The following is a 25,104-nucleotide window of genomic DNA, read 5'->3' as shown; positions in this document are numbered from 1 at the left end:
GGCCCAAAGGGTCTTTCTGCTATAGGGGTGCGCACTTGCAAACAGGATCGCAGGACACATGACCACACGCGCCGGATTTATCGCCCTGATCGGAGAGCCCAACGCAGGCAAATCCACCCTTCTGAACCGCATGGTAGGGGCCAAGGTCTCGATCGTAACGCATAAGGTGCAGACCACTCGCGCCCGCATCCGCGGCGTCGCGATGGAGGGCGATGCGCAATTGGTCTTCGTGGACACGCCCGGCTTGTTCAAGCCGCGCCGTCGACTGGATCGCGCGATGGTCGCTGCCGCGTGGGGTGGCGCAGCGGATGCCGATGTGGTGGTTCTTATGGTCGAAGCGCATCGCGGCATCACCGAAGGCGTTGAGCGCATCCTTGAAGGTCTGGAAGAGATCGGGCAGGGCCGCACCATCGCACTGGCGATCAACAAGATCGACAAGGTGCCCAGCGAGAAGCTGCTGGCCCTGACCAGCGACCTGAACGCGCGCTATCCATTTGCCGAGACGTTTATGATTTCCGCCGAAAAGGGCTATGGTGTGGACGACCTGCGCGCTTGGCTTGCAGCGGAACTGCCCGAGGGGCCGTGGCTCTACCCCGAGGATCAGATCGCCGATTTGCCCCTGCGCATGATCGCTGCCGAAATGACGCGCGAGAAGCTGACCTTGCGTTTGCATCAGGAACTGCCCTACCAGCTGACTGTCGAGACCGAGAACTGGGAAGAGCGCAAGGACGGCTCGGCCAAGATCGATCAGGTCATCTATGTCATGCGCGACGGCCACAAGGGCATCGTTCTGGGCAAACGCGGTGAGACGATCAAGGCCGTCAGTCAGGCCGCGCGGGCCGAGTTGGAAGAGTTCCTCGACCGCAAGATCCACCTGTTCCTGCAAGTCAAAGTTCGGCCCAACTGGCTGGAGGAGTCCGAGCGGTACTCGGAAATGGGTCTGGATTTCAAAGACGGCAACGCATGACACGGGTGAAGAATTTTCGTCGAAAATTCTTACGCCGGGTGGGTAGGGCGGCTCAATGACACGTCTGACGGCAAAGTTCTGGGTGCATGCCTATCTGGCACGGCTTAGATTTCAGGAAATACCGGCCTTTGTAGTCGCCCATGGCGATGACACAGCCGGCGCGGTTCTGGTGAAGCTGAACACTCTGGACGGCCAGTCTGCCGCGTTCCAGCGCAGTTTTGATCTGATGAGCGGAGAACGCAAATGGGTCGAGCTTTCCAGCGGCCCCGAGTGTGATGTCGACGCTGCCATCACCAAACAGCGCAGCTTTGATCCGGACCTTTGGGTGATTGAGGTTGAGGATCGGCAAGGGCGTCATCTGCTGGGGGAAGAGGGGCTCGAATAATTTTCTTGTGGTCTGGCGAAGACAGTCAAACATTCTATTTTCCCTGTGCGTTCTGTAGAAGATGCAGAACTGCTATTTGAGACTGTGCCCTGTTTTCAAAAGGTTGGAGCGGATGAGAACTTTCCTGTCAACGTTATGCGTGAGCGCGTTGTTTTTGAGCATGTCCGCGACCGTATCTTCTGCGCAGCCCAGGGAGGGATGGGTCTATCAACTTGACGGGCTCGCAGCTTTTCAGGGCGATGCGAGCTTGGATGATGGAGGAGAGTTTTCCGCCAATCGCGCCTTCTTGCGCGCGACAGCGCTGTACAATCTGGAAGAAGGAACCTCGGTTGGGCTGTCGACCAGTTTTGGTAGGTTCGACTACAATTTCAGTGAAGCCGAAAATCAACCTTGGGAAGACATTCGCGACATTCGTTTTTCCGTGCCCGTTCGATTTCGCGTAGGCAATAACGCTACCGTTTTTGTGTCTCCGCAAGTGCGCTGGGATTATCAGAGCGGGGCTTCGACTTCGGACGGACGGACCTATGGCGTGTTCGCAGGTGTCGCATGGAAGTTGAATGAGCGGTTGACGATTGGTCCTGCGTTTGGTGCCTTTTCCCGGTTGGAGGATAGCGATGCCGAGGTTTTCCCGGCGCTGTTGGTCGATTGGGACATTAATGATCGCTGGAACCTGAACACGGGCTCGGGCATTGGGGCGACGCAGGGCCCTGGATTGACGCTTAGTTACGCATTGAGCGAGGAAATGAGCCTGTCCCTTGCCGCACGATCTGAACGGATAAGGTTCCGCCTGGATGGGGATGGGCTGGCACCTGACGGGGTTGGTGAAGACAAAAGCATCCCCGTTGTTCTGGCCTTTGGCTATGCCCCGAATCCCGGCGTGTCTTTGAATGTTTTCGCCGGCGCTGAACTGGACGGGCGTCTGACGCTGGACGACCGCAATGGCAATGAGCTCAGCCGCCAAGAATATGATACAGCACCCCTGGTTGGATTCGCATTTCGGCTTCGGTTCTGACTGGACCTGTTCCCGCTTGCGTAATGCAGCCGCCTGCGATCTGTTGCGGCGACACCGGGACGCAACATAAGGCGGATTTTTGGACTGGCGCGATCATGGCATACTCTTGACCTCTCGCCGCCATGGTGAGACAGCGGCGATCATCGAGGTCTTTACCGAAGGCCACGGTCGCCATGCCGGTGTCGTGCGCGGAGGAACCAGTCGTAAGATCGCTCCGGTCTTGCAGCCCGGTGCGCAGTTGGATGTGCTCTGGCGCGCACGGCTTGAGGAGCATATCGGGACGTTTCAGGTGGAACCCCTGCGATCCCGCGCGGCGGCGGCGTTTTCGGGGCGGTTGGCGCTGGCCGGGTTGAACGCGGTGGTGTCGTTGCTGTCGTTCTGCCTGCCCGAACGTGAACCGCATCCGGCGATCTACAAGCAGACCGAGCAACTGATGGACCTACTGGGGCAGGACGAAATCTGGCCACTGGCCTATTTGCGCTGGGAACTGGCGCTGCTTGAGGAATTGGGCTTCGGTCTGGACCTGTCGGCCTGTGCGGTGACAGGGGCGACCAAGGGGCTGATCTATGTCTCGCCCAAGACTGGCCGGGCCGTCAGCGCCCAAGGCGCGGGGGAGTGGGCGGACAAGCTGTTGCCGCTACCGCCCTGTTTGCGTGGCGAAGGGGCGGCACCAGATGCCGAAATTGCCGATGCCCTAAAGACGACCGGGTATTTTCTGGAACACCGGGTTGCGCCGTCGCTGGGCCACCATCCGCTGCCTGAGGCGCGAGCGCGGTTTGTGGATCAGTTCACTCGGCGGCTGTGAACACCATCTCGTGCCCATCCTCGTTACGCAGGATCAGCACATCCCCTGACACTTCGGATTGGGTCATGGCCATCAGGGCGGCGAAGTAGAAACCCTCGGCCTCGAGCCCGGCACAGGCGGCACGCGTGGCGACCAGATCCGCGATTTCAAACCACGGGTAGGGCGCATTCAGGGTGCCGCTGTAGCTGTTGCAGGGGGCGTTGCCTTCGATTTTACCTGCCTCGGGAAAACGCAGCAGGGCACTGGCCTCGAACGGTTGCCCGTCAATCTCTTGCAACGCCCACGTCTGATTTGCAGCGCCGTAGGCGGCAACTGTTTCGTCCCTGTCACATTGAAACAGGGCGAGCAGAGGCAGGGTCAGGATCAGGCGTGTCATGGGGCGGTCTTAGCTCAACGGCGGTGTTCACGAAACCTTTAGTAGGGGAGTTCCCCGCTGATCAACTCTTCCCGGACGTCCAGTCGGGGGCGCCAGTTGTACTTGGTGTCCTCTCGCACAGGGGCCCATGTCAACGCGCCGCTTGCACGCCACGGATCAAGGATGATCCCGTCATACATCGAATCCCCCTTGGCGCTGATGAGGGCCGAATGGTGGATGATCCGGAACTGCGTCGGCGGGGACGTGGCCCAGTGCAGGTCCAGCGTACGGAAGTTTTCCTGTCGCAGCCGTGTGGTCATGGCCTGCGCCCAGTCGTTGCACAGGCCCTTTTCCCGAAACCCGTTGATAACCTTGGCGTTATGAATGATGGCCGAGTCGGTGACGTTCCACTGCTGTTTCAACTGCTGCGAATACGTGTAGGCGATTGTCGCGGCCTTTTGCGCCTCGACCGGGTCGACTTTTGGGTCGAGGGACTGAATGGCCTGTGCCAGATCGTTGATATCGTTCTGCGTGGCAGTCGGCTGTGTCTTGGTGCAGCCGCCGATTGCGAGAGCTGCAAGGACCGCCCAAAGTGCGAAAAGTCTTCTGGTCATTCTGGATGCCATTCTTTTTGAAGCGCAGGGTGCTGTAACCGGGTTCTCGTCTGAGATCAAAGGGGAAGTTCGCACGTCGGCGGATCACAACCGGCGCCGAACAGAAAAAGACCCGGCGCAAAGGCCGGGCCAGTCGGGGAAACAGGAATGCCGAGAAAGGTCAGCCCAGCAGACGCCGAGCGATAACCTGTGCCTGAATTTCGGCAGCCCCTTCGAAAATGTTCAGAATGCGCGCGTCGCACAGGACGCGGCTGATCTTGTATTCCAGCGCAAAGCCGTTGCCGCCGTGGATCTGCAGACCGTTATCGGCAGCCGCCCATGCGACGCGCGCGCCCAGCAGCTTGGCCATGCCGGCCTCAAGGTCGCAACGCTGGCCGTGATCCTTTTCCCAGGCCGAGAAATAGGTCAGCTGGCGCGCGATCATGATCTCAACCGCCATCATGGCCAGCTTGCCGGACACACGGGGGAAGTTGATCAGCGACTTGCCGAATTGCTTACGATCCTGCGCGTATTGCATCGCGATATCCAGCGCGCTTTGCGCCACGCCGATGGCGCGGGCGGCGGTCTGGATGCGGGCGGATTCGAAGGTCTCCATCAGCTGTTTGAAGCCTTTGCCCTCTTCGCCGCCCAGAAGGTTCTCGCCCTTGACCTTGAAGCCGTCAAAGCCCAGTTCGTATTCCTTCATGCCGCGATAACCCAGAACTTCGATCTCGCCACCGGTCATGCCGGGGGTGGGGAAGGGGTTCTCGTCAGTGCCCGGCGTTTTTTCGGCCAGGAACATGGATAGGCCGCGGTGGTCGGCGGTGTCCGGGTTGGTACGCGCCAGCAGGGTCATAACATGGGTCCGCGCCGCGTGGGTGATCCATGTCTTGTTGCCGGTGACTTCGTATTCGCCGTCTTTGTTCTTGACCGCACGGGTGCGCAGGCTGCCAAGGTCCGATCCGGTGTTCGGTTCGGTGAACACGGCGGTCGGCAGAATTTCAGCGCTGGCCAGTTTCGGCAGCCAGTTGGCTTTCTGCTCGTCGGTGCCGCCTGCGATGATCAGCTCGGCCGCGATCTCGGAGCGGGTGCCCAACGAGCCGACACCGATATAGCCGCGCGACAACTCTTCGGACACCACACACATTGAGGCTTTGGACAGGCCAAAGCCGCCGAATTCCTCAGGGATGGTCAGGCCGAATACGCCCATCTCGGCCAGTTCCTCGATGATCTCGATCGGGATCAGTTCGTCTTTGAGGTGCCAGTCATGCGCGTTCGGTTCGACCTTTTCTTGCGCATAGCGGCGGAACTGGTCGCGGATCATTTCCAGCTCTTCATCCAGCCCCGAGGCGCCGAACATGGTCGCACCGGCCTGATCCTCCATCAGGGCCACCAGACGCGTACGGGCTGCCTGAGAGTTCGCCTGCGCCATCAGGGTTTGAATTTCGGTTGATTGGAATCCTGATAGCGCTTCCCAGCCAAGGCCCATGTCCTGCAGGCGCACGACCTCGCCCTGGTTCATCGGGATGCCACCCGCGACCTGATGCAGGTATTCACCAAAGGCGATCTGGTGCAGCAATTGTTCCATTTCGCCGAACTTGCCATCTGCCTCCAGCGCGTCGGCCCAGCGTTGCATCTGTTGCAGAGACTGATTGTATGTCGCCAGCCAAGCCAGGCCATGCGCGGCGGTCTGGTTCGCTTCGATCAGCGCGCCAGAGACCCGGCCATCTGCGGTGACCATCTCACGAACCGCTTCGCGGGCGCGTTCAAACACGGTTTCGACCGCAGGCAGCGCGGCACGGGTCAGCGTCAGAAGCTCGGGCAAAACAGCGGATGTTGTCATCTGGGTCATATCCTGTCCGTCATGGGCCATGAATCAGGTCCTTCTCTGGTGTCGTCCGGTCATATCATGCTGCACGTGCAGCGCAACAAAAATACGTGAACTGCGGCTAAAAAGTTCGAAAATTGCTTTGACGATTTTGCAGTGCAGCGCCGGTCAAGAGTGATATCAGGGGCGTATGACGCTGTTTTCTCTGTTTACTCCGCAAGACCTGTTACTAGCCCTCGTCGTTGCCTTTGTGGCGGGGTGGGTCAAAGGCATGGTTGGGTTTGCCATGCCGATGGTTCTGGTGTCCGGGCTCAGCATGTTCCTGCCGCCCAATCTGGCGATTGCGGGGCTCATCCTACCGACGCTGGCGACCAATGGCTTTCAGGCCCTGCGTGAAGGGGTGCCTGCCGCGATCTCGGCGATCAAGCAGTTCCGGATCTTTCTGGTGGTGGGGCTTGTGTTCCTGCTGCTGGGTGCTCAGCTGGTTAGCTCCGTGCCTGCCCGAACCTTTTTGCTTATGATCGGCATTCCGGTCACGTTTTTCGCGCTTATACAGGTGCTGGGGGTGCAACCGTCGCTTGGTAAACCGTCTGCACGGATCGAGGTCGGGATCGGCGCGGTTGCCGGGTTTGTCGGCGGGATGTCGGGTATCTGGGGACCGCCGACTGTTGCCTACCTGACTGCGCTGAACACGCCCAAAGCAGTGCAGATGCGTGTGCAAGGTGTGATTTACGGTTTGGGGGCGGTGGCGTTGATGCTGGCGCATCTGGGATCGGGCATCCTACGGGCCGAGACGGTGCCGTTTTCCGCTATCCTGGTCCTGCCGGCGCTGGTGGGGATGCGGATCGGGCTGGGGTTGCAGTCGCGTATCGATCAGGCGGTGTTTCGCAAGGTTACACTGCTGGTGCTGCTGGTTGCGGGCGTGAACCTGTTGCGGCGTGGGCTGCTCGGTTAACTGCGCCTGTCGGCAAGCCGAAAGGTGTAATAAAGCCCCAGCATCAGGAAAAAGAGTCCTGAGATGTCGCCGATCAGAAAGGCGACGTATTCCACACGCGCGCTTCCGAATGCCAGATTGGTCAGGCCTGAGACAAGGAAAGACGTGATGATCCCGACCCCCATGACACAAGACCAGCAGGGTTTGCGATCTGGTCGGGGGAACAGGTCCCAACCGATCCATTTGCAAATGTAGAAAACGGCCGGCACTGTGGTGACGGCAATGAAGATCGCTAGTAACCGGCTTGGCAGGAACACATCACTGCCACCGAGGACGGCAAACACAATAAAGACCCCCGGTAGCAACGCGAAAATCGCCCGCCAGCCCAAGAGCCACGCCGACAGAACCCGCACCCCATGCGGCAGGAACAGCAAGCTGGCCTTGCTTGGATATTCCGGAAAGAACACATTCTGAAGCGGCATCAACACCTGAAATGTAAGGTACGATGCCACAACGTATGCCAATGAGGCCCAGAATGTCTCAGTCGCCCACCTGTGCACGTCGATCATCAGCTACCTGTGCGCAGATTCAAGGCGTCACTTGGGGGCATGAACGATATACCGGCCCCGGTTGGCGCTGCCGCTTTGCGACAGGTAACCTTTCTGCACCAGCGATTTCAGCGCACGGAAAAAGGTCGGGCGCGAAACGCTTTGAACAAGTGTGTGCTCGATCAAGCCAAAAGTGCGCACTTCTTCGTCGGATTTGGACAGCTCTTCGGCCGCATAGTAAATATCGCGTTCAACCGGAGATAGTTGTTCAAGCCCCAGTGTCCGCTCCATGCTTTGCATCAGCTTGCGCAATTCGGTCAGTTTCGAGATTTCGGTCATAGTCTACCCATCGCTTTCAGTGCCGTCAGCCGCATGTCCGCGACGGAAATCGACATACTGAGTGGAGTGATTTCAGTATGTCTCATCTTGACACTTGTTCCCTTTGTAATACAGTACATATTTGATTAGGTTGCTCATTCTGCTGATGTGATCGTCTGCTCGAGCTGCCCCAAGGTCTTTTCAAGTTCAGTCCGGTGCAGAATTGCGCCGGACTTTTTGTCATAATGACGTCATCAAATACCCCATGAATCGGCCTCGGGCAACGCATTTGTAACCGAGCTGTGCGCAATACAACCTTGAGGTGATCCTATCGCGGTGAGGCACCCGAAAAGAAAAGGGGGCGAAACCGCCCCCTTTTTTTCCGCTTAGCCGATAGCGACGGCTTTGATGTCTTCGTCGATGAAGGGCAGGTACTGTTCGAAGTTCTCGGCGAACATCTGCACCAGCTTTTCGGCCTGTTTGTCGAAGGCGACCTGATCGTCCCAGGTGCGGCGCGGGTCCAGCAGAACCTCGGCCACGCCGGGCACTGAAACCGGCACGTCAAAGCCGAAATTGGCGTCCTTGCGGAACTCGGCGTCACGTAGCGAACCGTCCAGCGCTGCGGTCAGCAAGGCACGGGTGGCCTTGATCGGCATCCGCGAGCCAACGCCATAGGCGCCGCCGGTCCAACCGGTGTTTACCAGCCAGCAGGTTGCGCCGTGCTGGGCGATCTTGTCCCGCAGCAGGTTGCCATACGCCTCGGGGCGACGCGGCATGAACGGCGCGCCGAAGCAGGTCGAGAAGGTCGGCTGCGGCTCGGTGATGCCACGCTCGGTCCCGGCCACTTTCGAGGTGAAGCCGGACAGGAAGTGGTACATCGCCTGCGCCGGGGTCAGCCGCGCGATCGGAGGCAGAACACCGAACGCGTCGCAGGTCAGCATGATGATGTTCTTGGGGTGACCGCCCAAAGCGCTGCTGGAGGCGTTCGAGATATACTCGAGCGGGTAGGCGCAGCGCATGTTCGCCGTCAGCGAGTCGTCGTCGAAATCCAGTTCCTTGGTTTCGGGATCGAAGACCATGTTCTCGATCACTGTGCCGAACTTGCTGGTCGTCGCATAGATCTCCGGCTCGGCTTCGGCGTTCAGGTTGATCGTCTTGGCGTAGCAGCCGCCTTCGAAGTTGAAGGTGCCGCGATCCGACCAGCCATGTTCGTCATCACCGATCAGGATGCGCGACGGATCGGCTGAAAGGGTGGTCTTGCCGGTGCCCGACAGGCCAAAGAATACGGCGGTATCGACCGGGTTGCCAACGGCGTGGTTGGCCGAGCAGTGCATCGGCATCACGCCCTTTTCCGGCAGCATGTAGTTCAGCAGTGTGAACACGGATTTCTTGTTCTCGCCCGCGTATTCGGTGCCACCGATCAGGATCATCTTGCGGTCAAAGTTCAGCGCGATCACGGTTTCACTGCGGCAGTTGTGCTTGGCCGGGTCGGCTTTGAAGCTGGGGCAATTGATGATGGTGAAGTCCGCGATGAACTCGTTCAGGTCCTCGCGATCCGGACGGCGCAGCAGGTGGCGGATGAACAGGTTGTGCCAGGCCAGCTCGGTGACCATGCGCACGTTGATCGAATAGGCCGGGTCCGCGCCGCCGACGAGGTCCTGTACGAAATAGTCGCGGCCTTTCATATGGGCCAGCATGTCTTCGTACAGCGCGTCAAAGCCCTCGGGGCTCATCGCGGCGTTGTTTTCCCACCAGATGGTGTCGGCGACGCTGTCGGTTTTGACGACGTGCTTGTCCTTGGGCGAGCGACCGGTGAACTTGCCGGTGGTGACCAGAAAGGCCCCGCCATTGCCAAGTGTGCCTTCGCCGCGCTTCAGCGCCTCTTCGATCAGCGCTGGTTCCATGAAGTTGTAATAGACATTTCCCAGACCCTCGATGCCCTGATCTTCGAGGCGGAATTGCGGGTTAACCCGTCCAGATGTCATGTGTATCTTCTCCTGTGGCGGCGCGGCGGCGGTTGGGCCACGTGCGCTCTTGGGGCAGTGTGCCGGGAAAGTCCGGCGGCTGGGCGCGTCTTATCACGGTCATTTAGGGCATGAACAGGACGGTTTAACGCAGTTAGCGCAACCAAGTACAAGTTTAGCGCCACCAAGGATTTCCTGTTGGAAATACGGGCAACAATTTGCGGGCAGCAAGGCAATTTTGCCGCATCCCTGCCGCAACAATGGCACGATTCGCAGTTACGGATTGATTCGGCGCATCAAAACCGCCAACAATGTCTTACAAAAAAGCGTATTATTGCGTAGGTGAGCAGGAATAGGGGTGAACCCGATGTCAAAGATTGCACTTGTGGATGACGACAGAAACATTTTGACGTCCGTATCCATGACGCTCGAAGCCGAAGGTTTCGAGGTTGAAACTTACAACGACGGGCAGGCTGCCCTGGATGCATTCAATAAAAAACTGCCCGATATGGCCGTGCTGGATATCAAGATGCCACGCATGGATGGCATGGATTTACTGCAGCGTTTGCGGCAGAAAACTCAAATGCCGGTGATTTTCCTAACCTCAAAAGATGATGAGATCGATGAGGTGTTGGGTCTGCGCATGGGCGCGGATGACTATGTAAAAAAGCCCTTCTCTCAGCGATTGCTGGTTGAACGCATCCGTGCGCTGCTGCGTCGGCAAGAGGCGACCTCGGGCGATATCACAAATGCCAATACGGGCGACACCAAGGTGATGGAGCGGGGCGACCTGCGGATGGATCCTTTGCGCCATGCCGTTAGTTGGAAGGGCGCCGACGTCTCGTTGACAGTGACAGAGTTTTTGCTACTTCAAGCTCTGGCGCAGCGACCGGGTTTCGTCAAAAGCCGCGACCAGTTGATGGACGTCGCCTATGACGATCAGGTCTATGTGGATGACCGAACCATCGATAGCCACATCAAGCGCCTGCGTAAAAAGATGCGCGCGGCAGATTCCGAGTTTTCGGCAATCGAGACGTTGTACGGCATCGGATACAGGTATAACGAAGAATAAGCGTGACCGCTGAAAAAGGGTAACCGGTTCTGGTGCGCGATACGGAACAAGTGATCGAGTTGCGGGACGGCGATGTCGTCTTGGGGGATGATTGGGTCATCCCGCAAGACTCGGATTCTGCCGAGTTGCGGGCCTCGCGCCGCCACCGCAACCTGTTTTCACTGCGTGGCTCGCCACTGGCGCGCAGGATCATTACCTTCAACCTGATCGCGTTAACCATCCTTGTCACTGGGTTGCTGTATCTTGACGATTCCAGGGAAGAGCAGGTTCAGCAGACCGCGCGGAACTTGATCGGTGACGCCCAACTGGTCAGCAACGTGTTCGAGGCCCAGCTGCGTCAAAAACAGGCTGCGGGCTCTCAGGACACTGCTGCGTTGGACGTGAAGGATACGCTTGCAGGCCTCAGCCTTCCTGACGGGGGTGAGGTTTTTGTTTACGACGGCGGTGGAACCCTGATCGGTTGGACGCGGGGCGCACCGTCATCGTCCGAGATGTCAGTTCTCCTTGAATCTGAGGCTGAAGTTGAGACTGGCAGTACGCTTATAAGTGACGCGCTCAACGCGGTCTGGACCGGGTTGTCCCGGGTCTTTGCCGGGCGCGAACTTAATGATGCGCCGACCCTTGCGCAAAGAGTGCAGGAGATCATTCCCTATGCACTTCAGGGCCAAATGCAGGTGCAGGCGGTGCAGGATGATCAGGGGCTGACCGTTATCGTTAGCGCGGTCCCAATCTTGCTGGCTGGAGAGACAGTTGGTGCAGTGGCCATGGCTGGCCCAGCCGGAGAGATCGACGCCCTGGCCCGGCGTGAGCAGGAACGCATTCTTCAGATGTTTGTCGTGGCCCTGCTGGTGTCCATCGGGCTTAGCCTTGTTCTGGCCTCGACCATCGCCAACCCCTTGGCCGACCTGGCTGCAGCCGCTGAAATGGGCAAGGATCGCGGCGCAGGGGTCAATCCGGGTCGCATTCGCATTCCTGACCTTAGTGCGCGCCCGGACGAGATCGGAGGCCTCAGCCGTGCGTTGCGGGGCATGGTGACAGCTCTGTACAGCCGCATAGACGCCAACGAACAGTTTGCTGCGGATGTGGCGCATGAGATTAAAAACCCCTTGGCCAGTCTGCAATCGGCGGTGGGTACTCTGCGAATGGTCAAGCGCGACGATCAGCGAGAAAAGCTGTTGGGCGTCATCGAACATGATGTGCGTCGGCTGGACCGTTTGGTCAGCGATATTTCCAACGCGTCCCGTCTTGATGCGGAACTGGTCAAGGAAGAGGAGCAGCCTTTCGATCTGCTCAAACTGTTGGACAACATCAGCCAGTTTCTGGGTGAAGATGCGCGTTCAAAAGGCATCGATTATATTACTGACCTGCCCGATCAACCGATCACAATCAACGGGCTGGAGGCGCGTCTGGCACAGGTTTTCGTCAACCTGATCACCAACGCGATCTCTTTCTGCGAGGAAAGCGATGCCATCCGGCTCTGGGTACGGCGGCGCGAAAACCGTGTCTTGATCGTCGTTGAGGACACCGGCCCGGGGATTCCAGAGCAGGCACTGACTAAAATCTTCAAACGGTTTTACTCGCAACGCCCAGCCGAACACTTCGGAAATAACTCGGGTCTCGGCCTGGCGATTTCGAAGCAGATCGTCGAGGCGCATGGCGGTGTGATCTGGGCCGAGAATATCCGCCCGACCGAGGCGGATATCACGTCGGACCCGCAAGGTGCGCGTTTCGTCGTGGGGCTACCTGTATAAGCACATGAGCGGCCGGACCCTCTTGGACATTCAGAAACAGGACGCCGCCATTCTGCACGCGACATGTGTTGCCGTCGAAGGACGTGGCGCGTTGATCTTGGGGCGTTCAGGGGCAGGGAAGTCGGCGCTGGCGTTGCAGATGCTAGCGCTGGGAGCGGAGTTGGTTGGTGATGACCGGGTAGCTCTGCGAATGGTCGGCGAAAGGGCTATGGCTGCTGCTGCCCCGAACCTTCGCGGTTTGATCGAGGCGCGCGGCATCGGTTTGCTTCGCGCGCAGACTGTGGGGGCGACGCCAGTTTGCTACGTGGTGGATCTTGACCAGAGCGAACCGGAGCGACTGCCCGAGCCGATCACAGCTGTGGTTCTGAGGCAAACTGTTCCCTTGCTTCGCGCGGCGGACACACCCAATTTGGCTGCAGCACTAGTGCAATTGTTGAAAATAGGGCGCGTGGACCCGGAATGGCCCAACACATGACAACGCAACGCCGCATCGTCCTTGTGACTGGCCCTTCGGGCGCGGGCCGCTCGACGGCGATCCGTGTCCTTGAGGATTTGGGCTTTGAGGCGATCGACAATCTGCCGATGGGTCTTTTGATGCGCTTGCTTGAAGGCCCGCAAAGTGATCGCCCGATGGCGCTGGGCATCGACGCCCGTAACCGAGACTTCTCGACCACCGGCTTTATCGAACTGGCCGTCAGGCTGCGCCGGATGGAGCAAGTCGATCTAACGACTCTTTACCTGGATTGCAGCGACGAAGTATTGCTGCGGCGGTTTTCGGAAACGCGTCGTCGACACCCGGTTGCGACCGATGCCAGCCCGGAAACAGGTGTGCGACAGGAAAAAGAGCTGTTGGCCCCGATCCGCGAAATCGCCGACATCCTGATCGACACCAGCCCCTTGAACGTCCACCAACTGCGCGAAGAGGTCGAGCGCTGGTTCGCTCCGAAGGACGGACGGCACCTGGCGGTATCCATCGAGTCATTTTCCTATAAACGCGGTCTGCCGCGCGGGCTGGACATGGTTTTCGACTGCCGGTTTCTGGCCAATCCCTACTGGCGACCTGAGTTGCGGGCAGAAGACGGTCGAAACCCTGACGTGGCGCACTATGTTCAGTCGGATACAAACTACGCGCCGTTTTTCGACCGGGTAGTAGACCTGCTGAAACTATTGCTGCCGACCTTCCGGGCCGAAGGCAAAGCGCACCTGTCCGTGGCCTTTGGATGTACCGGAGGGCAACACAGATCGGTCGCTATCGCCGAAGCGGTCGCAAAGGCCCTTGCAGAAGAGGGGCAGCAAGTGGCAATTAGGCACCGCGAAATGGAACGACGATCATTGAATGTGAGGCCGGATTGATCGGGATTGTACTCGTAGCACATGGTGGGCTGGCTCAGGAATATCTGGCCGCCATGCAGCATGTGGTCGGAAAGCAACCCGGCCTGGCCGCGATTTCGATCGAGCCCGATCACGACCGCGAGGCCAAGCAGGCCGAGATTTGCGCTGCCGCCGACAGTGTTGATGCCGGGGATGGCGTGGTTGTCGTGACCGACCTGTTCGGAGGCAGCCCATCGAATCTGAGCCTGCGGGCCTGCGCGCCGCAGGATCGACGTATCCTTTACGGTGCAAATCTGCCTATGTTGATTAAACTGGCTAAAACCCGCCACCTGCCTATCGCCGATGCCGTGCGGCAGGCGATGGAGGCTGGACGCAAATATATCAATGCGCAAAATGTGACATTACAAGAAGACCGGATTGATTAAGAATGACCAATCGAAGCTTGAAAATCATTAACGAAAAAGGTTTGCACGCCCGTGCCTCGGCCAAGCTGGTTGAGGTGGTCGAGGGCTTTGACGCGCAAGCCGAGGTTTCCAAGGACGGCTTTTCTGCATCGGGCGACAGTATTATGGGCCTTTTGATGTTGGCAGCCTCGCGCGGAACGACTATTGACGTCGAGACGTCCGGACCGGATGCTGAGGCGTTGGCTGATGCATTGGAAACCCTGGTGAACGACAAGTTCGGGGAAGGGTTCTGACCAGACCAGCCGCGATACGAAAAACGGGAAGACCAGGAATTGGCGGAAACGACGCACGAGACCAAGACAGGCCCGATGGTGGATGGGACAGCGGACCAGGGCGAAATCTACGATCGTAGAACCCTGACCTACGCCAACTCGTTCGACGATGCCTGGACCTCGACCATTATTCGTGCCATCGAATGGTGCACCGGCAAGCTGACCATCCTGCGCATGGTCAACAAGTTCGAGAAACAAAACGAATACTATCGCGGCCAGCGGTTCTGGGGCGGCGCGCTAAAGGTCATGGGGATTAACCTGACGACGCCGCAAGACCAGTTTGCACACATCCCGAAAGAAGGCCCCGTGGTCGTGGTCGCCAACCATCCCCACGGGATGGTCGACGGCATGATTTTGGCCGAGTTGATCGGTCAGGTGCGCAGCGATTATCGCATCCTGACCCGCTCGGTTTTGACGGGGTTGGACGAAGCGGCCACCTCTTTCATGATCCCGGTGCCGTTCCCGCATGACCCCGAGGCGCAGTCCAAGATGCTGGAAATGCGCGGCAAGGCGATGGATCACCTGAAAGAGGGCGGCGTTGTGGCCCTTTTCCCATCGGGTGTAGTGATGTCTTCGGACGACTGGTTCGGCCCGGCGCAGGAACGCGAATGGAACGTGTTCACCGCCAAGATGATCCGCCGGTCCGGAGCCCGAGTGGTGCCGATCTTCTTCCCCGGCAGTAACTCGCGTGCCTATCAGATCGCCAACAAACTGTCTCCGATCCTGCGGCAGGGGCTTTTGCTGCATGAAATCGTGCGCTCCTGCAACAAACCGCAATCCCCGGTGATCGGTGAGCCGATTTCGGACGAGGATATGCAGCTGTTGGAACGCGACCCGCGCGGGTTCATGGCATGGCTCAGAAAGCACACGATGTCATTGGGGCAGTCGCTCAAACGCTGATCCGCGCCTTCATCTGGCTAAAAATATTCTTGGGGTTGAGCCCGGATGGCGTCCGGGCGAGGGGGCTGGCCCCCTCTGCCTCAGCGCGTTGGAACCGGAACCTCGCCCCTGTAATCATAGAACCCGCGTTCGGTTTTGCGGCCCAGCCACCCGGCTTCGACGTATTTGGTTAGCAACGGGCAAGGGCGATACTTGGTGTCGGCCAACCCGTCATGCAACACGTTCATGATCGCCAGACAGGTGTCCAACCCGATGAAATCCGCCAGTTCCAGCGGCCCCATCGGGTGGTTTGCGCCCAGCTTCATCGACTGGTCGATGGACTGCACGTTTCCAACACCTTCATACAGAGTATAGACCGCCTCGTTGATCATCGGCATCAGGATGCGGTTCACGATAAAGGCAGGGAAATCCTCGGCGCTGGCAGAGGTCTTGCCCAGACGGTCCACCACAGCCTTGCAGGTTCCAAATGTCTCTTCATCCGTGGCAATGCCGCGGATCAGCTCAACCAGTTGCATCACCGGCACCGGATTCATGAAGTGGAACCCCATGAATTTTTCCGGCCGGTCCGTACGGCTGGCCAGACGTGTAATCGAGATGGACGATGTGTTCGAGGTTAGAATCGTATGCGGCTTCAGATGCGGCTGCAGGTCCTCGAAAATAGCCTGTTTGATCGTCTCACGCTCGGTGGCGGCTTCGATCACCAGATCCGTCTGACCCAATTCCGGAAGCTGCAGCGTCGTCTTGATCCGCCCCATCGCGGCCTGCATTGCGTCATCCGTGATTTTCCCGCGCGAGGCCTGACGCGCCAAATTGCCTTCGATCGTGGCCACGGCGGCATCCAGCGCGTCCTGGTTCACATCGGTGAGCAGAACATCATAGTCCGCCAGCGCCAGAACATGGGCGATACCATTACCCATCTGGCCCGCGCCGATTACTCCGACTGATTTTACATCCATGTTCTGAGGCCTCTGTATCTCGGGATTGAGAGGACAGTACCGGCAGATTGGTAGGGGCGGCAAGGGGATCGAACCCATCCAATTTGCTTCAAATGCGCACATTAGCACTTTCTAAAGACATGGGGCTGCAAGATGGCAATCGGGTGAAAAATGGGTGAGTGTTATGAGCTATCATCAAACAGGCTCGGCGGGGGCCGGGCATGACGGATGCCAATACGGAGTATCGCGTCTTTGGTTTCGCGGGCCGGAACGGTCGTTGGACACGGCTTACATGGTCTGCGCCGGCGGGGATGAAACCTATGGCCGGTTTGTCGAACGCCCCTTTGCGGCGATTCTCGAAGACCGGCTGGACCGGCGGTGTCTGAATCTGGGCAGTCTGTTCTGCGGGCTGGACGCGCTCTGCGGCGACGCGGGGCTGCTCTCACTGCTGAACGGGGCAGAGCTGTGTATTCTGCAGGCCCCGGGTGTCCTGAGCCAGTCGAATCACTTCTATCGCGTCCACCCCCGGCGTAATGACCGGGTTCTGGCCCCAACGCCGGATCTAATCGATCTGTACCCCGAGGTGGATTTTGCTGATGTCCATTTCGTTTGCCACCTGATGCACCTTCTGCAGGGTTATCCGGACGCGCGTTTCGAGGTTGTGGCCGAAGAGTTGCGCCGTAACTGGGTTCGAAAAGTCAGCGATCTGCTGGGCAGGCTTGAGACACCGGTCGTTCTTCTGGGCCTTTGCGTCATGCAGGACAACGACAGTCAGAGGGTGCCGGTCACAGTTACGGCCGAAATGATAGAGGCCGTCCGGCCGTACACCGCCGATTTTGTCGAGGTTGCGGCCAATGTGTCCGGTCAATCTGATGAGCTTGAGGATATGCTGTTCGGTACCCTGCAACAGCCGATGGCCGAGCATATTATCGGTCCGGCTGCGCATAAGGCCATTGCCGCTGCGCTGGTTGGTCCCATACGGAACCTGAAGTGAAAAAGGCCCACCAGTTGGCGGGCCTTATAAGGTTCTTCAAGTAAGCGACTAGGCTCAGCCGAGTTTCTCGGTGAGTTCCGGCACGGCCTGGAACAGGTCGGCAACCAGACCGAAGTCGGCGACCTGGAAGATCGGCGCTTCTTCGTCTTTGTTGATCGCGACGATGACCTTCGAGTCCTTCATGCCGGCCAGATGCTGAATCGCGCCCGAGATGCCGACAGCGACATACAGGTCAGGCGCAACTACCTTACCGGTCTGACCCACCTGCCAGTCGTTCGGCGCATAGCCCGAGTCAACCGCAGCACGCGACGCGCCAACAGCGGCGCCCAGCTTGTCTGCCAGAGTTTCGATCAGTTTGAAGTCCTCTTCCGAGCCGACACCACGGCCGCCCGAGACAACAACGCCAGCCGAGGTCAGTTCCGGACGGTCGCTTTCGGCAACCTTGTCCTCGACCCACGACGACAGACCTTCGGAGCCCGGAACCGAAACGGTTTCAACCGGGGCCGAGCCGCCTTCGCCCGCCGCGTCAAAGCTGGCGGTCCGCAGGGTGACAACCTTCTTGGCGTCGTTCGACTTTACGGTCTGGATCGCGTTGCCCGCATAGATCGGACGCTCGAAGGTCGAGCCGTCAACCACGCCGGACGCATCCGAGATCACCATCACGTCCAGCAGCGCGGCAACGCGCGGCATCACGTTCTTGGCGTCGGTGGTCGCAGGGGCAACGATATGCTCAAAGCCATCGGCCAGCGACACGATCAGGGCTGCGGTCGATTCCGCTAGGCGGTGACCCAGCGAGGCGTCTTCTGCAACCAGAACCTTGGATACGCCGTCGATCTTGGCAGCGGCCTCACCGGCAGCAGCGGCGGAGCCACCTGCGGCCAGAACGGTCACATCACCCAGAGCTTTTGCGGCGTTGACAGCCTTGGCGGTGGCGTCCAGCGACAGCTCACCATTGTTGACTTCAGCGAGAAGAAGAACAGCCATTACACAGCCCCCGCTTCTTTGAGTTTCTCGACCAGCTCGTCGACCGAGCCCACGACGATACCAGCGGCACGTGCCGGCGGCTCTTCGGTTTTGACAATCTCCAGACGCGGAGTGACGTCGACGCCGTAATCGGCGGCGGTCTTCTCATCCAGCGGCTTTTTCTTCGCCTTCATAATGTTCGGCAGCGACGCATAGCGCGGCTCGTTCAGGCGCAGGTCAACGGTCACGATGGTCGGCATCTTGACGCTGATGGTCTGCAGGCCGCCGTCGACCTCACGGGTGATCTTGGCACTGTCGCCTTCGATGTCCAGCTCGGACGCGAAGGTGCCTTGGCTCCAGCCCAGCAGGGCCGACAGCATCTGACCGGTGGCGTTCATGTCGTTGTCGATCGCCTGCTTGCCCGCCAGAACGATGCCCGGCTGCTCTTCCTCGACCACTTTGGCCAGGATCTTGGCAACGGCCAGAGGTTCGATATCAGTGTGCACGTCATCCGCAGCAACAACCAGAATTGCGCGGTCGGCGCCCATGGCCAGCGCAGTCCGCAGCGTTTCCTGCGCCTGCTTGACGCCGATCGAAACGGCAACAACTTCGTCAGCCTTGCCTGCTTCTTTCAGGCGGATCGCTTCTTCCACCGCAATCTCGTCGAACGGGTTCATCGACATTTTGACATTGGCGAGATCAACACCGCTACCGTCCGCTTTCACGCGAACTTTAACGTTATAGTCAATCACGCGTTTGACAGGCACGAGTACCTTCATTTTGCGCTTGCTCCTCACAAAAAACGGTAAGCCGCGTTGCGACTCCACCAATGCTCTCGGACGTTTGAATAACGTCTGAATTCGCCGCGCAACAGAGCAAAATCGTCACGTCATGGGCTTGGGACGTCGCGTTTCGTGTTTTTTGACGTTGCGGCCCGAAACTTAACGGTTCGCGCCGGGGATCCAGAGCACGTCCTGCGTGCCGTTTTCGTTGGCGCAGCGCGCGGCCACAAAGAACCAGTCGCTAAGGCGGTTGAGGTATTTCACCGCAGCTTCGTTTACCGGTTCCATGTTGGTCAGTTCCACCGCCAGCCGCTCAGCCCGACGCGAGACAGTCCGGCACACGTGCAGTTGCGCTGCCAGCTTCGACCCACCGGGCAGGATGAAGCTGCGCAGCGGTTCCAGTGATTCGTTCATGGCGTCGATTTCAGCCTCAAGCCGGTCGATCTGAGAGGCAACTACGCGCAGAGGCGGATAGTCTGCCTCGGCGTCCTTTTCCATCTCGGGGCGGCAGAAGTCGGCACCCAGATCGAACAGGTCGTTCTGAATGCGCGACAGGGCGGCGTCAACTTCGCCCTCGGCCTCGGTGCGGGCCACGCCGACAAAGGCGTTCAGCTCGTCCACTGTGCCATAGGCGGCCACGCGGCCCGAGTATTTGGCAACCCGTTCACCATTGCCAAGCGCTGTCTTCCCGTCATCGCCTGTGCGGGTGTAAATCTTGTTCAGAACGACCATTTACTGTGCTCCTTGTCCACGCAGCCAGACGTAGAGCACGATCAGCACCACGGCAATGAACTGAAACAGGATGCGCAACTGCATCATTCTGTTGCTTTTCATTGCGGCACTTTTGCCGCTTTTGCCGAAGTTCGAGATGCCAATCGCCAGCACAACGACCACCGCCGCCATTGCCAACAGCAAAATGACCATCAAAAGGTCCATGGGTGCACCGTCCGCGTTTCTTGTTTCATTGGTCTATCATCTAGACCCACAAGGCCGAAAAGCGAACGGTTAATTTCGCCTCAGACGTCCGAGAGGATGCGGTCGATGGTGCGGGTTGGTAGGAGACGCCGCAGGTATCCGGCGATATAGGTGGGCGTTGTCACATAGTACCGCGCCCGGGGGCGTTTCGATCCGACCGCATGGGCAAGCTTGTCGGTCACCGCCGAGGCGGGCAACTCGAATCGGTCGGGCCCCGACGATTCGTACAGTCTTTTCAACAGGGATGCCTCGTACCGTTCCCGGAGGGCCGAGTTTTCCCAGTTGATGAAGCGCTCGAAAAACGGGATCGAGTTTTCCCGGATTTTCGAGGTGATCGGGCCGGGTTCGATAAGGATGACCTTGATGTCGGTGTCGGCCAGTTCCAAGCGCAGTGTGTCTGTTAACCCTTCGATAGCGTATTTTGTCGCCACGTACGCGCCGCGCCACGGAATGGCAACCAAACCCAAAACCGAGGAGTTCTGAACGATTCGTCCATGCCCCTGCGCTCGCATGACTGGAATCACCTGCCGGGTCAGTTCGTGCCAGCCAAAGAAGTTGGCCTCGAAAATCGCGCGCAGACCGTCTGTTGGCAGATCCTCGACCAAGCCGGGCAGGCCATGCGCGCCGTTGTTGAACAGTGCGTCCAGCGTTCCGCCCGTGGCCTCAAGCACCTCGGACAGACCCGATGCAATGCTATCTGCATCAGTGTAATCGATGCGCGGGCTTTCGAACCCCTGCGCCCGCAGCCGGTCGCAATCCCGCTGTTGGCGACACGAGGCAAACACCCGCCACCCGCGCGCGCGCATCCCATGGGCCGCATCCAAACCAATGCCCGAGGAGCAGCCGGTGATGAGAATGGTCTTTTTCATGATTTTCCTGACACAGAACCTGAACAATAGCTATTGCGAGGTTCGGGGCAGGACAATGACGAGAGGGCGTCAGTTCTGGGTTTTTCGTACCAGCGAGGCAGAAATCCATCCAACCTGTTGCTGTGGCAACACGCGCAGACGCAGCCAACCCGTACCGGACTCGCTCAGTACCTCGACCTTCTGGCCAATGGTGGCCTTACCGATGATCGGGTAGATCGTACCTGGCCCATCGCGCATGTTCACGCGAGTGCCCGAGATTTCGCGAATGTCCTTTTCGGGCTCGGGCAGGACGGAAGTTTCTGATGCATCGTCTTGCACGTCTTCGGTGATCTGGGTCAGACCGACTACGCCGTCCTCAAGCGAGGCCAACGTGATGTTGGCGCTTTGATCCTCGAACACTGACAGAGTCGAGAAAGATTCGAGGGTGGCGTCATCCGCTACAAACTCGACCACCTCTTCCACTGCTGATTCCGGCTGAATGCGCACGGTCGGAATGCGGGCTGCGACATTGGTCACAAGCTCTTCGGCTCGGGCAGGGGCGACAGATGGAGTTGGTAAAGAAGCAATGCGAACAGGCTGCTCGGCACGCAGGCCGCGCGGTTCGAAATCCGGCCCGCCGCTGATTACATAAAAGCACCAACCAAGTGCAGCGAAAGTCATAACAATTAGGCGCGTCATGGCGCATCCCCCGGTAATCGTAAGAAACAACAAATAGTCAGCAGTCTAATTCGTTCAGGGTAACATACTTTCTACCCTGAGTCGAAAAATGGGGGAAATCGGGAGGTTGCCTCCCCCTGTTGCAAAAAGCGCCACTTGTCCCCAGCAAAATATGCGCTGCTTGCTTTACCAAGGCGCTCTTGCGGCGTATCACATCATATATGAACGATACGATCGACGACCCCAATATGGAGGCCTCCGAAAATGGGGGCGAGGTAGCCGAACCGCTGCGCCGAGCGATTGGTGAGCGCTATCTGACCTATGCGCTGTCGACCATCATGCACCGGGCTTTGCCGGATGCGAGGGATGGTCTGAAACCGGTTCACCGGCGAATCCTCTATGCGATGAGAGAGCTGCGACTCAGTGCAACCGGAGGTTTCAGGAAATCTGCGAAGATCTCTGGCGACGTGATGGGTAACTATCACCCGCATGGTGACGCAGCGATTTACGACGCGATGGCGCGTCTGGCGCAGGACTTCAACGTCCGCTATCCGCTGGTCGACGGGCAAGGGAACTTCGGCAATATCGACGGCGATAACCCGGCGGCCTCGCGATACACCGAGGCGCGGATGACCATCGTGGCCGAGGCGCTGCTTGAGGGGCTGAACGAAGACGCCGTAGATTTCCGGGATAACTACGACGGCACGCTGACCGAGCCTGTGGTGCTGCCCGCGCAGTTCCCGAACCTGCTGGCCAACGGCGCCAGTGGTATTGCGGTGGGCATGGCGACAAACATCCCGCCGCATAACATCTCGGAACTCTGCGACGCCTGTTTGCATCTGATCAAGACACCGGATGCGCGCGACGACACGCTTTTGAATTATGTCCCCGGTCCGGATTTCCCGACCGGTGGCGTGATCGTTGAACCGCCCGAGAATATCGCTCAGGCCTATCGCACCGGGCGCGGCTCGTTCCGCTTGCGTTGTAAGTTTGAGGTCGAGGATCTGGGCCGCGGCCAGTGGCAGATCGTGGTCACCGAGATCCCCTATCAGGTTCAGAAATCCAAGCTGATCGAAAAGATCGCGGAACTGATCCAGACCAAGAAAATCCCGATCCTCGCGGATGTGCGCGACGAATCCGCTGATGACATCCGCCTGATCCTTGAGCCGCGCTCCAAGAACGTGGATCCCGAGGTGCTGATGGGGATGCTCTACCGTAACTCGGATCTCGAGATACGGTTCAGTCTGAACATGAACGTACTGATCGACGGTGTGACGCCCAAGGTCTGCTCGATGAAGGAGGTGCTGCGCGCCTTCCTCGATCACCGGCAAGAGGTGCTGCTGCGCCGCTCGCGCCACCGCATGGCGAAGATCGACCACCGGTTGGAGGTCTTGGAGGGCTTTATCGTTGCCTTCCTGAACCTCGACCGCGTGATCGACATCATCCGCTATGACGACGATCCCAAAGCCGCGCTGATGCGTGAGGATTGGGGCATCGACCACGTTCGCGCCACGGACGAATCCGACTATGTCTCGCCCAAGCCGGGTGAGGGTGAGCTGTCTGAGGTGCAGGTCGACGCCATCCTCAACATGCGTTTGCGCAGCTTGCGTCGTCTCGAAGAGATGGAACTGGTCCGTGAACGCGATGCGTTGATGGAAGAACGTGCCAACCTCGAAGACCTGCTGGCCGATCCCGCTCTGCAATGGGCCAAGATCGCCGAGCAGTTGAAAGAGACCAAGAAGACCTTCGGCAAAGACTACGAAGGCGGCGCACGCCGGACCCAGTTTGCCGAGGCAGGTCAGGTCGAAGAAGTTCCGCTTGAAGCGATGATCGACAAGGAACCGATCACGGTTGTTTGCTCTCAGATGGGCTGGATACGCGCTATGACTGGTCATATCGACCTGAAGCGTGAGCTCAAGTTCAAGGACGGTGACGGCCCGCGTTTCATTTTCCACGCAGAAACCACGGATCGACTGTTGGTGTTTGCCTCGAACGGGCGTTTCTATACCGTCAGCGCCGCCAACCTGCCCGGCGGGCGGGGCATGGGCGAACCGCTGCGTCTGATGGTCGACTTGCCGAATGAGGCGCAGATCATCGACATCCTGATCCACAAACCGGGGCGCAAGCTGCTAGTAGCCTCGGATGCGGGCAACGGCTTCATGGTGCCCGAGGATGAGGTGCTGGCACAGACTCGCAATGGCAAACAGGTGCTGAACGTCAAGGGCGACGAGACGGCGATGATCTGTAAGCCGGTTTCGGGTGACCACGTGGCCGTGGTGTCACAAAACGGCAAGTTCCTTGTCTTCCCGACGGAAGACTTGCCTGAGATGACACGCGGAAAGGGCGTGCGTTTGCAAAAGTACAACATGGCGCGCGGGCGCCAGGGGACACTGGAACTGGACGGCGGCCTGTCCGACATCACAACGTTCAACTGGGAAGAGGGCCTGAAATGGTCCATGGGTGGCGACAAAACGCGGCACGAGGCTGATATGTCCCAGTGGCTGGCCAAACGCGCCAGCGTTGGGAAAAAACCGCCCTACGGCTTCCCGCGCGACTATAAATTTTCGTGATCGCGTGCCCTCAAGAGTGGAATTCTGCCGATGCGGCTTGGCACAAGTGGCATCGGTGCGCTAGATCAAAGAAAAACAGGCCTATCGAGAAGAGACCATGTTGCGCATTTTGACCTTGATCACCGGACTAGCCCTAATGGGCGCTTGCACCCAGACGCAGGTTTACGAAGAACCTGAGTCGCTCGGTGAGTTTAAAATGCGCGTCAACTATGCCTTTGCCGACAAGGCGGTTCAGGGGCCGGTGTCGCGGGACGCCACTCCAGACGAATGGACGTCCGCTATCCAGAATGCGGTCGATATCCGGTTGGGTCGCTATGAAGGCGCGCAGGAATACGACATCGGCATTAGCCTCGAAGGCTATATGCTGGCCCCTCCGGGCATCCCGGTGATCTACAATCCCAAAAGCACGGCCATCGTTCTGGTCAATGTCTACGACGTGAAGGAAAAAGAATTCCTAGCCAAGGGCAAACAATTCCAGGTGCTTGAGGATACGACCGGTGGTAGCGCCCTGAAAGGGTCGGGTCACGAGCGTACTAAAGAGGAACAAATGAGCGGCCTCGCCCTCAAAGTTGCTGACCGGGTCGAAGAGTGGCTAGCCGAGGAACACAAGGACAACGGATGGTTCGACAGGCGCCCCGACCTGATCCAGCCGCTGGAATCCGACGTGGTCGCGCAAAATCCGGCATCCTAAACGGGTTTTAACGCAGGATGTGCTTGATTTTCCCCTTTGAACCAAATATCTCGCGCGCGCAGATGTAACCACGGGACCAAGGGTCCCCCAAATCGCAAAAGGGCGCCTGAGGAATGGCAAAGGAAAAGTTTGAGCGTACAAAACCGCACGTCAACATCGGCACGATTG

29 protein-coding genes are annotated in these 25,104 nt (G+C 58.8%); 15 read left to right on the top strand and 14 right to left on the bottom strand.

Annotation, left to right across the window (positions count from 1 at the left end; translation table 11 throughout):
* The first annotated feature begins 58 nt into the window (after window positions 1–58).
* The 4 genes from era to recO all read left to right on the top strand — a co-directional run bounded on the left by era (window position 59) and on the right by recO (window position 3,169).
* Entirely contained in the window at window positions 59–967 is a 909-nt protein-coding gene (gene era, locus GOW98_RS15590; RefSeq protein WP_170333705.1) for a GTPase Era, read from the top strand.
* A gap of 55 nt (window positions 968–1,022) precedes the next feature.
* A complete protein-coding gene (locus GOW98_RS15585; protein WP_170333703.1) occupies window positions 1,023–1,352 on the top strand; it encodes a DUF1491 family protein in 330 nt (109 codons plus the stop codon).
* Between the two features lie 160 nt (window positions 1,353–1,512).
* Window positions 1,513–2,364, top strand: a complete 852-nt coding sequence (locus tag GOW98_RS15580) for a hypothetical protein (protein ID WP_254438035.1) — start codon at window positions 1,513–1,515, stop codon at window positions 2,362–2,364.
* Between the two features lie 79 nt (window positions 2,365–2,443).
* On the top strand, window positions 2,444–3,169 hold the full coding sequence (gene recO / locus GOW98_RS15575) for a DNA repair protein RecO (RefSeq protein WP_170333698.1): 726 nt from the start codon (window positions 2,444–2,446) through the stop codon (window positions 3,167–3,169).
* Here recO and GOW98_RS15570 read toward each other — a convergent pair.
* The 3 genes from GOW98_RS15570 to GOW98_RS15560 form a co-directional block, all read right to left on the bottom strand.
* Window positions 3,153–3,545, bottom strand: coding sequence for an META domain-containing protein (locus GOW98_RS15570; protein ID WP_170333694.1), 393 nt, complete (start codon window positions 3,543–3,545; stop codon window positions 3,153–3,155). The two genes, recO and GOW98_RS15570, sit on opposite strands and share 17 nt — an antisense overlap.
* 38 nt (window positions 3,546–3,583) lie before the next feature.
* A complete protein-coding gene (locus GOW98_RS15565; protein WP_170333692.1) occupies window positions 3,584–4,138 on the bottom strand; it encodes a hypothetical protein in 555 nt (184 codons plus the stop codon).
* A 160-nt stretch (window positions 4,139–4,298) separates the two neighbouring features.
* Window positions 4,299–5,990: an acyl-CoA dehydrogenase family protein gene (locus GOW98_RS15560; protein ID WP_170333690.1), complete on the bottom strand. Its 1,692-nt coding sequence runs from the start codon at window positions 5,988–5,990 to the stop codon at window positions 4,299–4,301.
* Between the two features lie 145 nt (window positions 5,991–6,135).
* On the opposite strand from GOW98_RS15560, the gene GOW98_RS15555 reads away from it, so the two are divergent.
* Complete coding sequence (locus tag GOW98_RS15555; RefSeq protein WP_170333688.1) at window positions 6,136–6,900, top strand: sulfite exporter TauE/SafE family protein; 765 nt, start codon at window positions 6,136–6,138, stop codon at window positions 6,898–6,900.
* Here the strand turns inward: GOW98_RS15555 and GOW98_RS15550 are convergent.
* From GOW98_RS15550 to GOW98_RS26095, 4 genes are all read right to left on the bottom strand, one after another.
* On the bottom strand, window positions 6,897–7,448 hold the full coding sequence (locus GOW98_RS15550; RefSeq protein ID WP_254438034.1) for a hypothetical protein: 552 nt from the start codon (window positions 7,446–7,448) through the stop codon (window positions 6,897–6,899). The genes GOW98_RS15555 and GOW98_RS15550 overlap by 4 nt on opposite strands.
* Before the next feature lie 27 nt (window positions 7,449–7,475).
* Window positions 7,476–7,766 (bottom strand): hypothetical protein, encoded by a 291-nt coding sequence (locus GOW98_RS15545; protein WP_170328304.1) that lies wholly within the window; start codon window positions 7,764–7,766, stop codon window positions 7,476–7,478.
* Window positions 7,767–8,131: 365 nt separating this feature from the next.
* Complete coding sequence (locus GOW98_RS15540; RefSeq protein ID WP_170333686.1) at window positions 8,132–9,730, bottom strand: phosphoenolpyruvate carboxykinase; 1,599 nt, start codon at window positions 9,728–9,730, stop codon at window positions 8,132–8,134.
* Window positions 9,711–9,833, bottom strand: a complete 123-nt coding sequence (locus GOW98_RS26095; protein WP_302479279.1) for a hypothetical protein — start codon at window positions 9,831–9,833, stop codon at window positions 9,711–9,713. The genes GOW98_RS15540 and GOW98_RS26095 overlap by 20 nt, the downstream gene beginning before the upstream one ends.
* A gap of 243 nt (window positions 9,834–10,076) precedes the next feature.
* On the opposite strand from GOW98_RS26095, the gene GOW98_RS15535 reads away from it, so the two are divergent.
* From GOW98_RS15535 to GOW98_RS15505, 7 genes are all read left to right on the top strand, one after another.
* Window positions 10,077–10,781 carry a response regulator transcription factor gene (locus tag GOW98_RS15535; RefSeq protein ID WP_170333685.1) on the top strand — a complete coding sequence of 235 codons (705 nt, stop codon included), beginning with the start codon at window positions 10,077–10,079 and terminating at the stop codon, window positions 10,779–10,781.
* Window positions 10,782–10,813: 32 nt separating this feature from the next.
* Complete coding sequence (locus GOW98_RS15530; protein WP_170333683.1) at window positions 10,814–12,532, top strand: ATP-binding protein; 1,719 nt, start codon at window positions 10,814–10,816, stop codon at window positions 12,530–12,532.
* A gap of 4 nt (window positions 12,533–12,536) precedes the next feature.
* Window positions 12,537–13,007, top strand: a complete 471-nt coding sequence (locus GOW98_RS15525) for an HPr kinase/phosphorylase (protein WP_170333681.1) — start codon at window positions 12,537–12,539, stop codon at window positions 13,005–13,007.
* Window positions 13,004–13,885, top strand: a complete 882-nt coding sequence (gene rapZ, locus GOW98_RS15520; protein ID WP_170333679.1) for an RNase adapter RapZ — start codon at window positions 13,004–13,006, stop codon at window positions 13,883–13,885. The genes GOW98_RS15525 and rapZ overlap by 4 nt, the downstream gene beginning before the upstream one ends.
* Complete coding sequence (locus GOW98_RS15515; RefSeq protein WP_170333676.1) at window positions 13,882–14,289, top strand: PTS sugar transporter subunit IIA; 408 nt, start codon at window positions 13,882–13,884, stop codon at window positions 14,287–14,289. The genes rapZ and GOW98_RS15515 overlap by 4 nt, the downstream gene beginning before the upstream one ends.
* A 2-nt stretch (window positions 14,290–14,291) precedes the next feature.
* Window positions 14,292–14,561 (top strand): HPr family phosphocarrier protein, encoded by a 270-nt coding sequence (locus GOW98_RS15510; RefSeq protein ID WP_170328297.1) that lies wholly within the window; start codon window positions 14,292–14,294, stop codon window positions 14,559–14,561.
* A 75-nt stretch (window positions 14,562–14,636) separates the two neighbouring features.
* Window positions 14,637–15,500, top strand: a complete 864-nt coding sequence (locus tag GOW98_RS15505; RefSeq protein ID WP_437436862.1) for a lysophospholipid acyltransferase family protein — start codon at window positions 14,637–14,639, stop codon at window positions 15,498–15,500.
* 80 nt (window positions 15,501–15,580) lie between these two features.
* Here GOW98_RS15505 and GOW98_RS15500 read toward each other — a convergent pair whose 3' ends face one another.
* Entirely contained in the window at window positions 15,581–16,456 is an 876-nt protein-coding gene (locus tag GOW98_RS15500; RefSeq protein ID WP_170333673.1) for a 3-hydroxybutyryl-CoA dehydrogenase, read from the bottom strand.
* Between the two features lie 163 nt (window positions 16,457–16,619).
* Between GOW98_RS15500 and GOW98_RS15495 the strand changes: the two genes are divergently transcribed.
* Window positions 16,620–17,429, top strand: a complete 810-nt coding sequence (locus GOW98_RS15495) for a DUF6473 family protein (protein ID WP_254438033.1) — start codon at window positions 16,620–16,622, stop codon at window positions 17,427–17,429.
* Window positions 17,430–17,483: 54 nt separating this feature from the next.
* Here the strand turns inward: GOW98_RS15495 and GOW98_RS15490 are convergent, their stop codons facing one another.
* The 6 genes from GOW98_RS15490 to GOW98_RS15465 form a co-directional block, all read right to left on the bottom strand.
* Complete coding sequence (locus tag GOW98_RS15490) at window positions 17,484–18,413, bottom strand: electron transfer flavoprotein subunit alpha/FixB family protein (RefSeq protein ID WP_170333668.1); 930 nt, start codon at window positions 18,411–18,413, stop codon at window positions 17,484–17,486.
* Window positions 18,413–19,171 carry an electron transfer flavoprotein subunit beta/FixA family protein gene (locus GOW98_RS15485; RefSeq protein WP_170328293.1) on the bottom strand — a complete coding sequence of 253 codons (759 nt, stop codon included), beginning with the start codon at window positions 19,169–19,171 and terminating at the stop codon, window positions 18,413–18,415. The genes GOW98_RS15490 and GOW98_RS15485 overlap by 1 nt, the downstream gene beginning before the upstream one ends.
* Window positions 19,172–19,333: 162 nt before the next feature.
* Window positions 19,334–19,906, bottom strand: a complete 573-nt coding sequence (locus GOW98_RS15480) for a cob(I)yrinic acid a,c-diamide adenosyltransferase (RefSeq protein ID WP_170333666.1) — start codon at window positions 19,904–19,906, stop codon at window positions 19,334–19,336.
* Window positions 19,907–20,110 carry a twin transmembrane helix small protein gene (locus GOW98_RS15475; protein ID WP_170333664.1) on the bottom strand — a complete coding sequence of 68 codons (204 nt, stop codon included), beginning with the start codon at window positions 20,108–20,110 and terminating at the stop codon, window positions 19,907–19,909. It lies immediately after the preceding gene.
* An 80-nt stretch (window positions 20,111–20,190) separates the two neighbouring features.
* On the bottom strand, window positions 20,191–21,018 hold the full coding sequence (locus GOW98_RS15470; RefSeq protein WP_170333662.1) for an SDR family NAD(P)-dependent oxidoreductase: 828 nt from the start codon (window positions 21,016–21,018) through the stop codon (window positions 20,191–20,193).
* Between the two features lie 69 nt (window positions 21,019–21,087).
* Complete coding sequence (locus GOW98_RS15465) at window positions 21,088–21,696, bottom strand: SH3 domain-containing protein (protein WP_254438032.1); 609 nt, start codon at window positions 21,694–21,696, stop codon at window positions 21,088–21,090.
* A 200-nt stretch (window positions 21,697–21,896) separates the two neighbouring features.
* Here GOW98_RS15465 and parC point away from each other — a divergent pair, with 200 nt between their 5' ends.
* Window positions 21,897–24,245 (top strand): DNA topoisomerase IV subunit A, encoded by a 2,349-nt coding sequence (parC, locus tag GOW98_RS15460; RefSeq protein WP_170333660.1) that lies wholly within the window; start codon window positions 21,897–21,899, stop codon window positions 24,243–24,245.
* A 97-nt stretch (window positions 24,246–24,342) separates the two neighbouring features.
* Complete coding sequence (locus GOW98_RS15455; protein WP_170333658.1) at window positions 24,343–24,936, top strand: hypothetical protein; 594 nt, start codon at window positions 24,343–24,345, stop codon at window positions 24,934–24,936.
* The last annotated feature ends 168 nt before the right edge of the window (window positions 24,937–25,104 follow it).

It is taken from the genome of Ruegeria arenilitoris (genome assembly GCF_013032445.1).
Lineage (GTDB): Bacteria > Pseudomonadota > Alphaproteobacteria > Rhodobacterales > Rhodobacteraceae > Ruegeria > Ruegeria arenilitoris_F.
This window is presented reverse-complemented; position numbering and strand designations above follow the sequence as displayed.

Bases quoted from the DNA above. Each gene is read 5' to 3' on its own strand.
- GOW98_RS15485 (WP_170328293.1), bottom strand. From the start codon at position 19,171: ATGAAGGTACTCGTGCCTGTCAAACGCGTGATTGACTATAACGTTAAA.
- GOW98_RS26095 (WP_302479279.1), bottom strand. From the start codon at position 9,833: ATGACCGTGATAAGACGCGCCCAGCCGCCGGACTTTCCCGGCACACTG.
- GOW98_RS15555 (WP_170333688.1), top strand. From the start codon at position 6,136: ATGACGCTGTTTTCTCTGTTTACTCCGCAAGACCTGTTACTAGCCCTC.
- GOW98_RS15495 (WP_254438033.1), top strand. From the start codon at position 16,620: ATGAGCTATCATCAAACAGGCTCGGCGGGGGCCGGGCATGACGGATGC.
- era (WP_170333705.1), top strand. From the start codon at position 59: ATGACCACACGCGCCGGATTTATCGCCCTGATCGGAGAGCCCAACGCA.
- GOW98_RS15490 (WP_170333668.1), bottom strand. From the start codon at position 18,413: ATGGCTGTTCTTCTTCTCGCTGAAGTCAACAATGGTGAGCTGTCGCTG.
- GOW98_RS15585 (WP_170333703.1), top strand. From the start codon at position 1,023: ATGACACGTCTGACGGCAAAGTTCTGGGTGCATGCCTATCTGGCACGG.
- parC (WP_170333660.1), top strand. From the start codon at position 21,897: ATGAACGATACGATCGACGACCCCAATATGGAGGCCTCCGAAAATGGG.
- GOW98_RS15565 (WP_170333692.1), bottom strand. From the start codon at position 4,138: ATGACCAGAAGACTTTTCGCACTTTGGGCGGTCCTTGCAGCTCTCGCA.
- rapZ (WP_170333679.1), top strand. From the start codon at position 13,004: ATGACAACGCAACGCCGCATCGTCCTTGTGACTGGCCCTTCGGGCGCG.
- GOW98_RS15480 (WP_170333666.1), bottom strand. From the start codon at position 19,906: ATGGTCGTTCTGAACAAGATTTACACCCGCACAGGCGATGACGGGAAG.
- GOW98_RS15500 (WP_170333673.1), bottom strand. From the start codon at position 16,456: ATGGATGTAAAATCAGTCGGAGTAATCGGCGCGGGCCAGATGGGTAAT.
- GOW98_RS15510 (WP_170328297.1), top strand. From the start codon at position 14,292: ATGACCAATCGAAGCTTGAAAATCATTAACGAAAAAGGTTTGCACGCC.
- GOW98_RS15525 (WP_170333681.1), top strand. From the start codon at position 12,537: ATGAGCGGCCGGACCCTCTTGGACATTCAGAAACAGGACGCCGCCATT.
- GOW98_RS15535 (WP_170333685.1), top strand. From the start codon at position 10,077: ATGTCAAAGATTGCACTTGTGGATGACGACAGAAACATTTTGACGTCC.
- GOW98_RS15560 (WP_170333690.1), bottom strand. From the start codon at position 5,990: ATGGCCCATGACGGACAGGATATGACCCAGATGACAACATCCGCTGTT.
- GOW98_RS15475 (WP_170333664.1), bottom strand. From the start codon at position 20,110: ATGGACCTTTTGATGGTCATTTTGCTGTTGGCAATGGCGGCGGTGGTC.
- GOW98_RS15545 (WP_170328304.1), bottom strand. From the start codon at position 7,766: ATGACCGAAATCTCGAAACTGACCGAATTGCGCAAGCTGATGCAAAGC.
- GOW98_RS15580 (WP_254438035.1), top strand. From the start codon at position 1,513: ATGTCCGCGACCGTATCTTCTGCGCAGCCCAGGGAGGGATGGGTCTAT.
- GOW98_RS15570 (WP_170333694.1), bottom strand. From the start codon at position 3,545: ATGACACGCCTGATCCTGACCCTGCCTCTGCTCGCCCTGTTTCAATGT.
- GOW98_RS15540 (WP_170333686.1), bottom strand. From the start codon at position 9,730: ATGACATCTGGACGGGTTAACCCGCAATTCCGCCTCGAAGATCAGGGC.
- GOW98_RS15470 (WP_170333662.1), bottom strand. From the start codon at position 21,018: ATGAAAAAGACCATTCTCATCACCGGCTGCTCCTCGGGCATTGGTTTG.
- GOW98_RS15505 (WP_437436862.1), top strand. From the start codon at position 14,637: ATGGTGGATGGGACAGCGGACCAGGGCGAAATCTACGATCGTAGAACC.
- GOW98_RS15455 (WP_170333658.1), top strand. From the start codon at position 24,343: ATGTTGCGCATTTTGACCTTGATCACCGGACTAGCCCTAATGGGCGCT.
- GOW98_RS15465 (WP_254438032.1), bottom strand. From the start codon at position 21,696: ATGACGCGCCTAATTGTTATGACTTTCGCTGCACTTGGTTGGTGCTTT.
- GOW98_RS15550 (WP_254438034.1), bottom strand. From the start codon at position 7,448: ATGATCGACGTGCACAGGTGGGCGACTGAGACATTCTGGGCCTCATTG.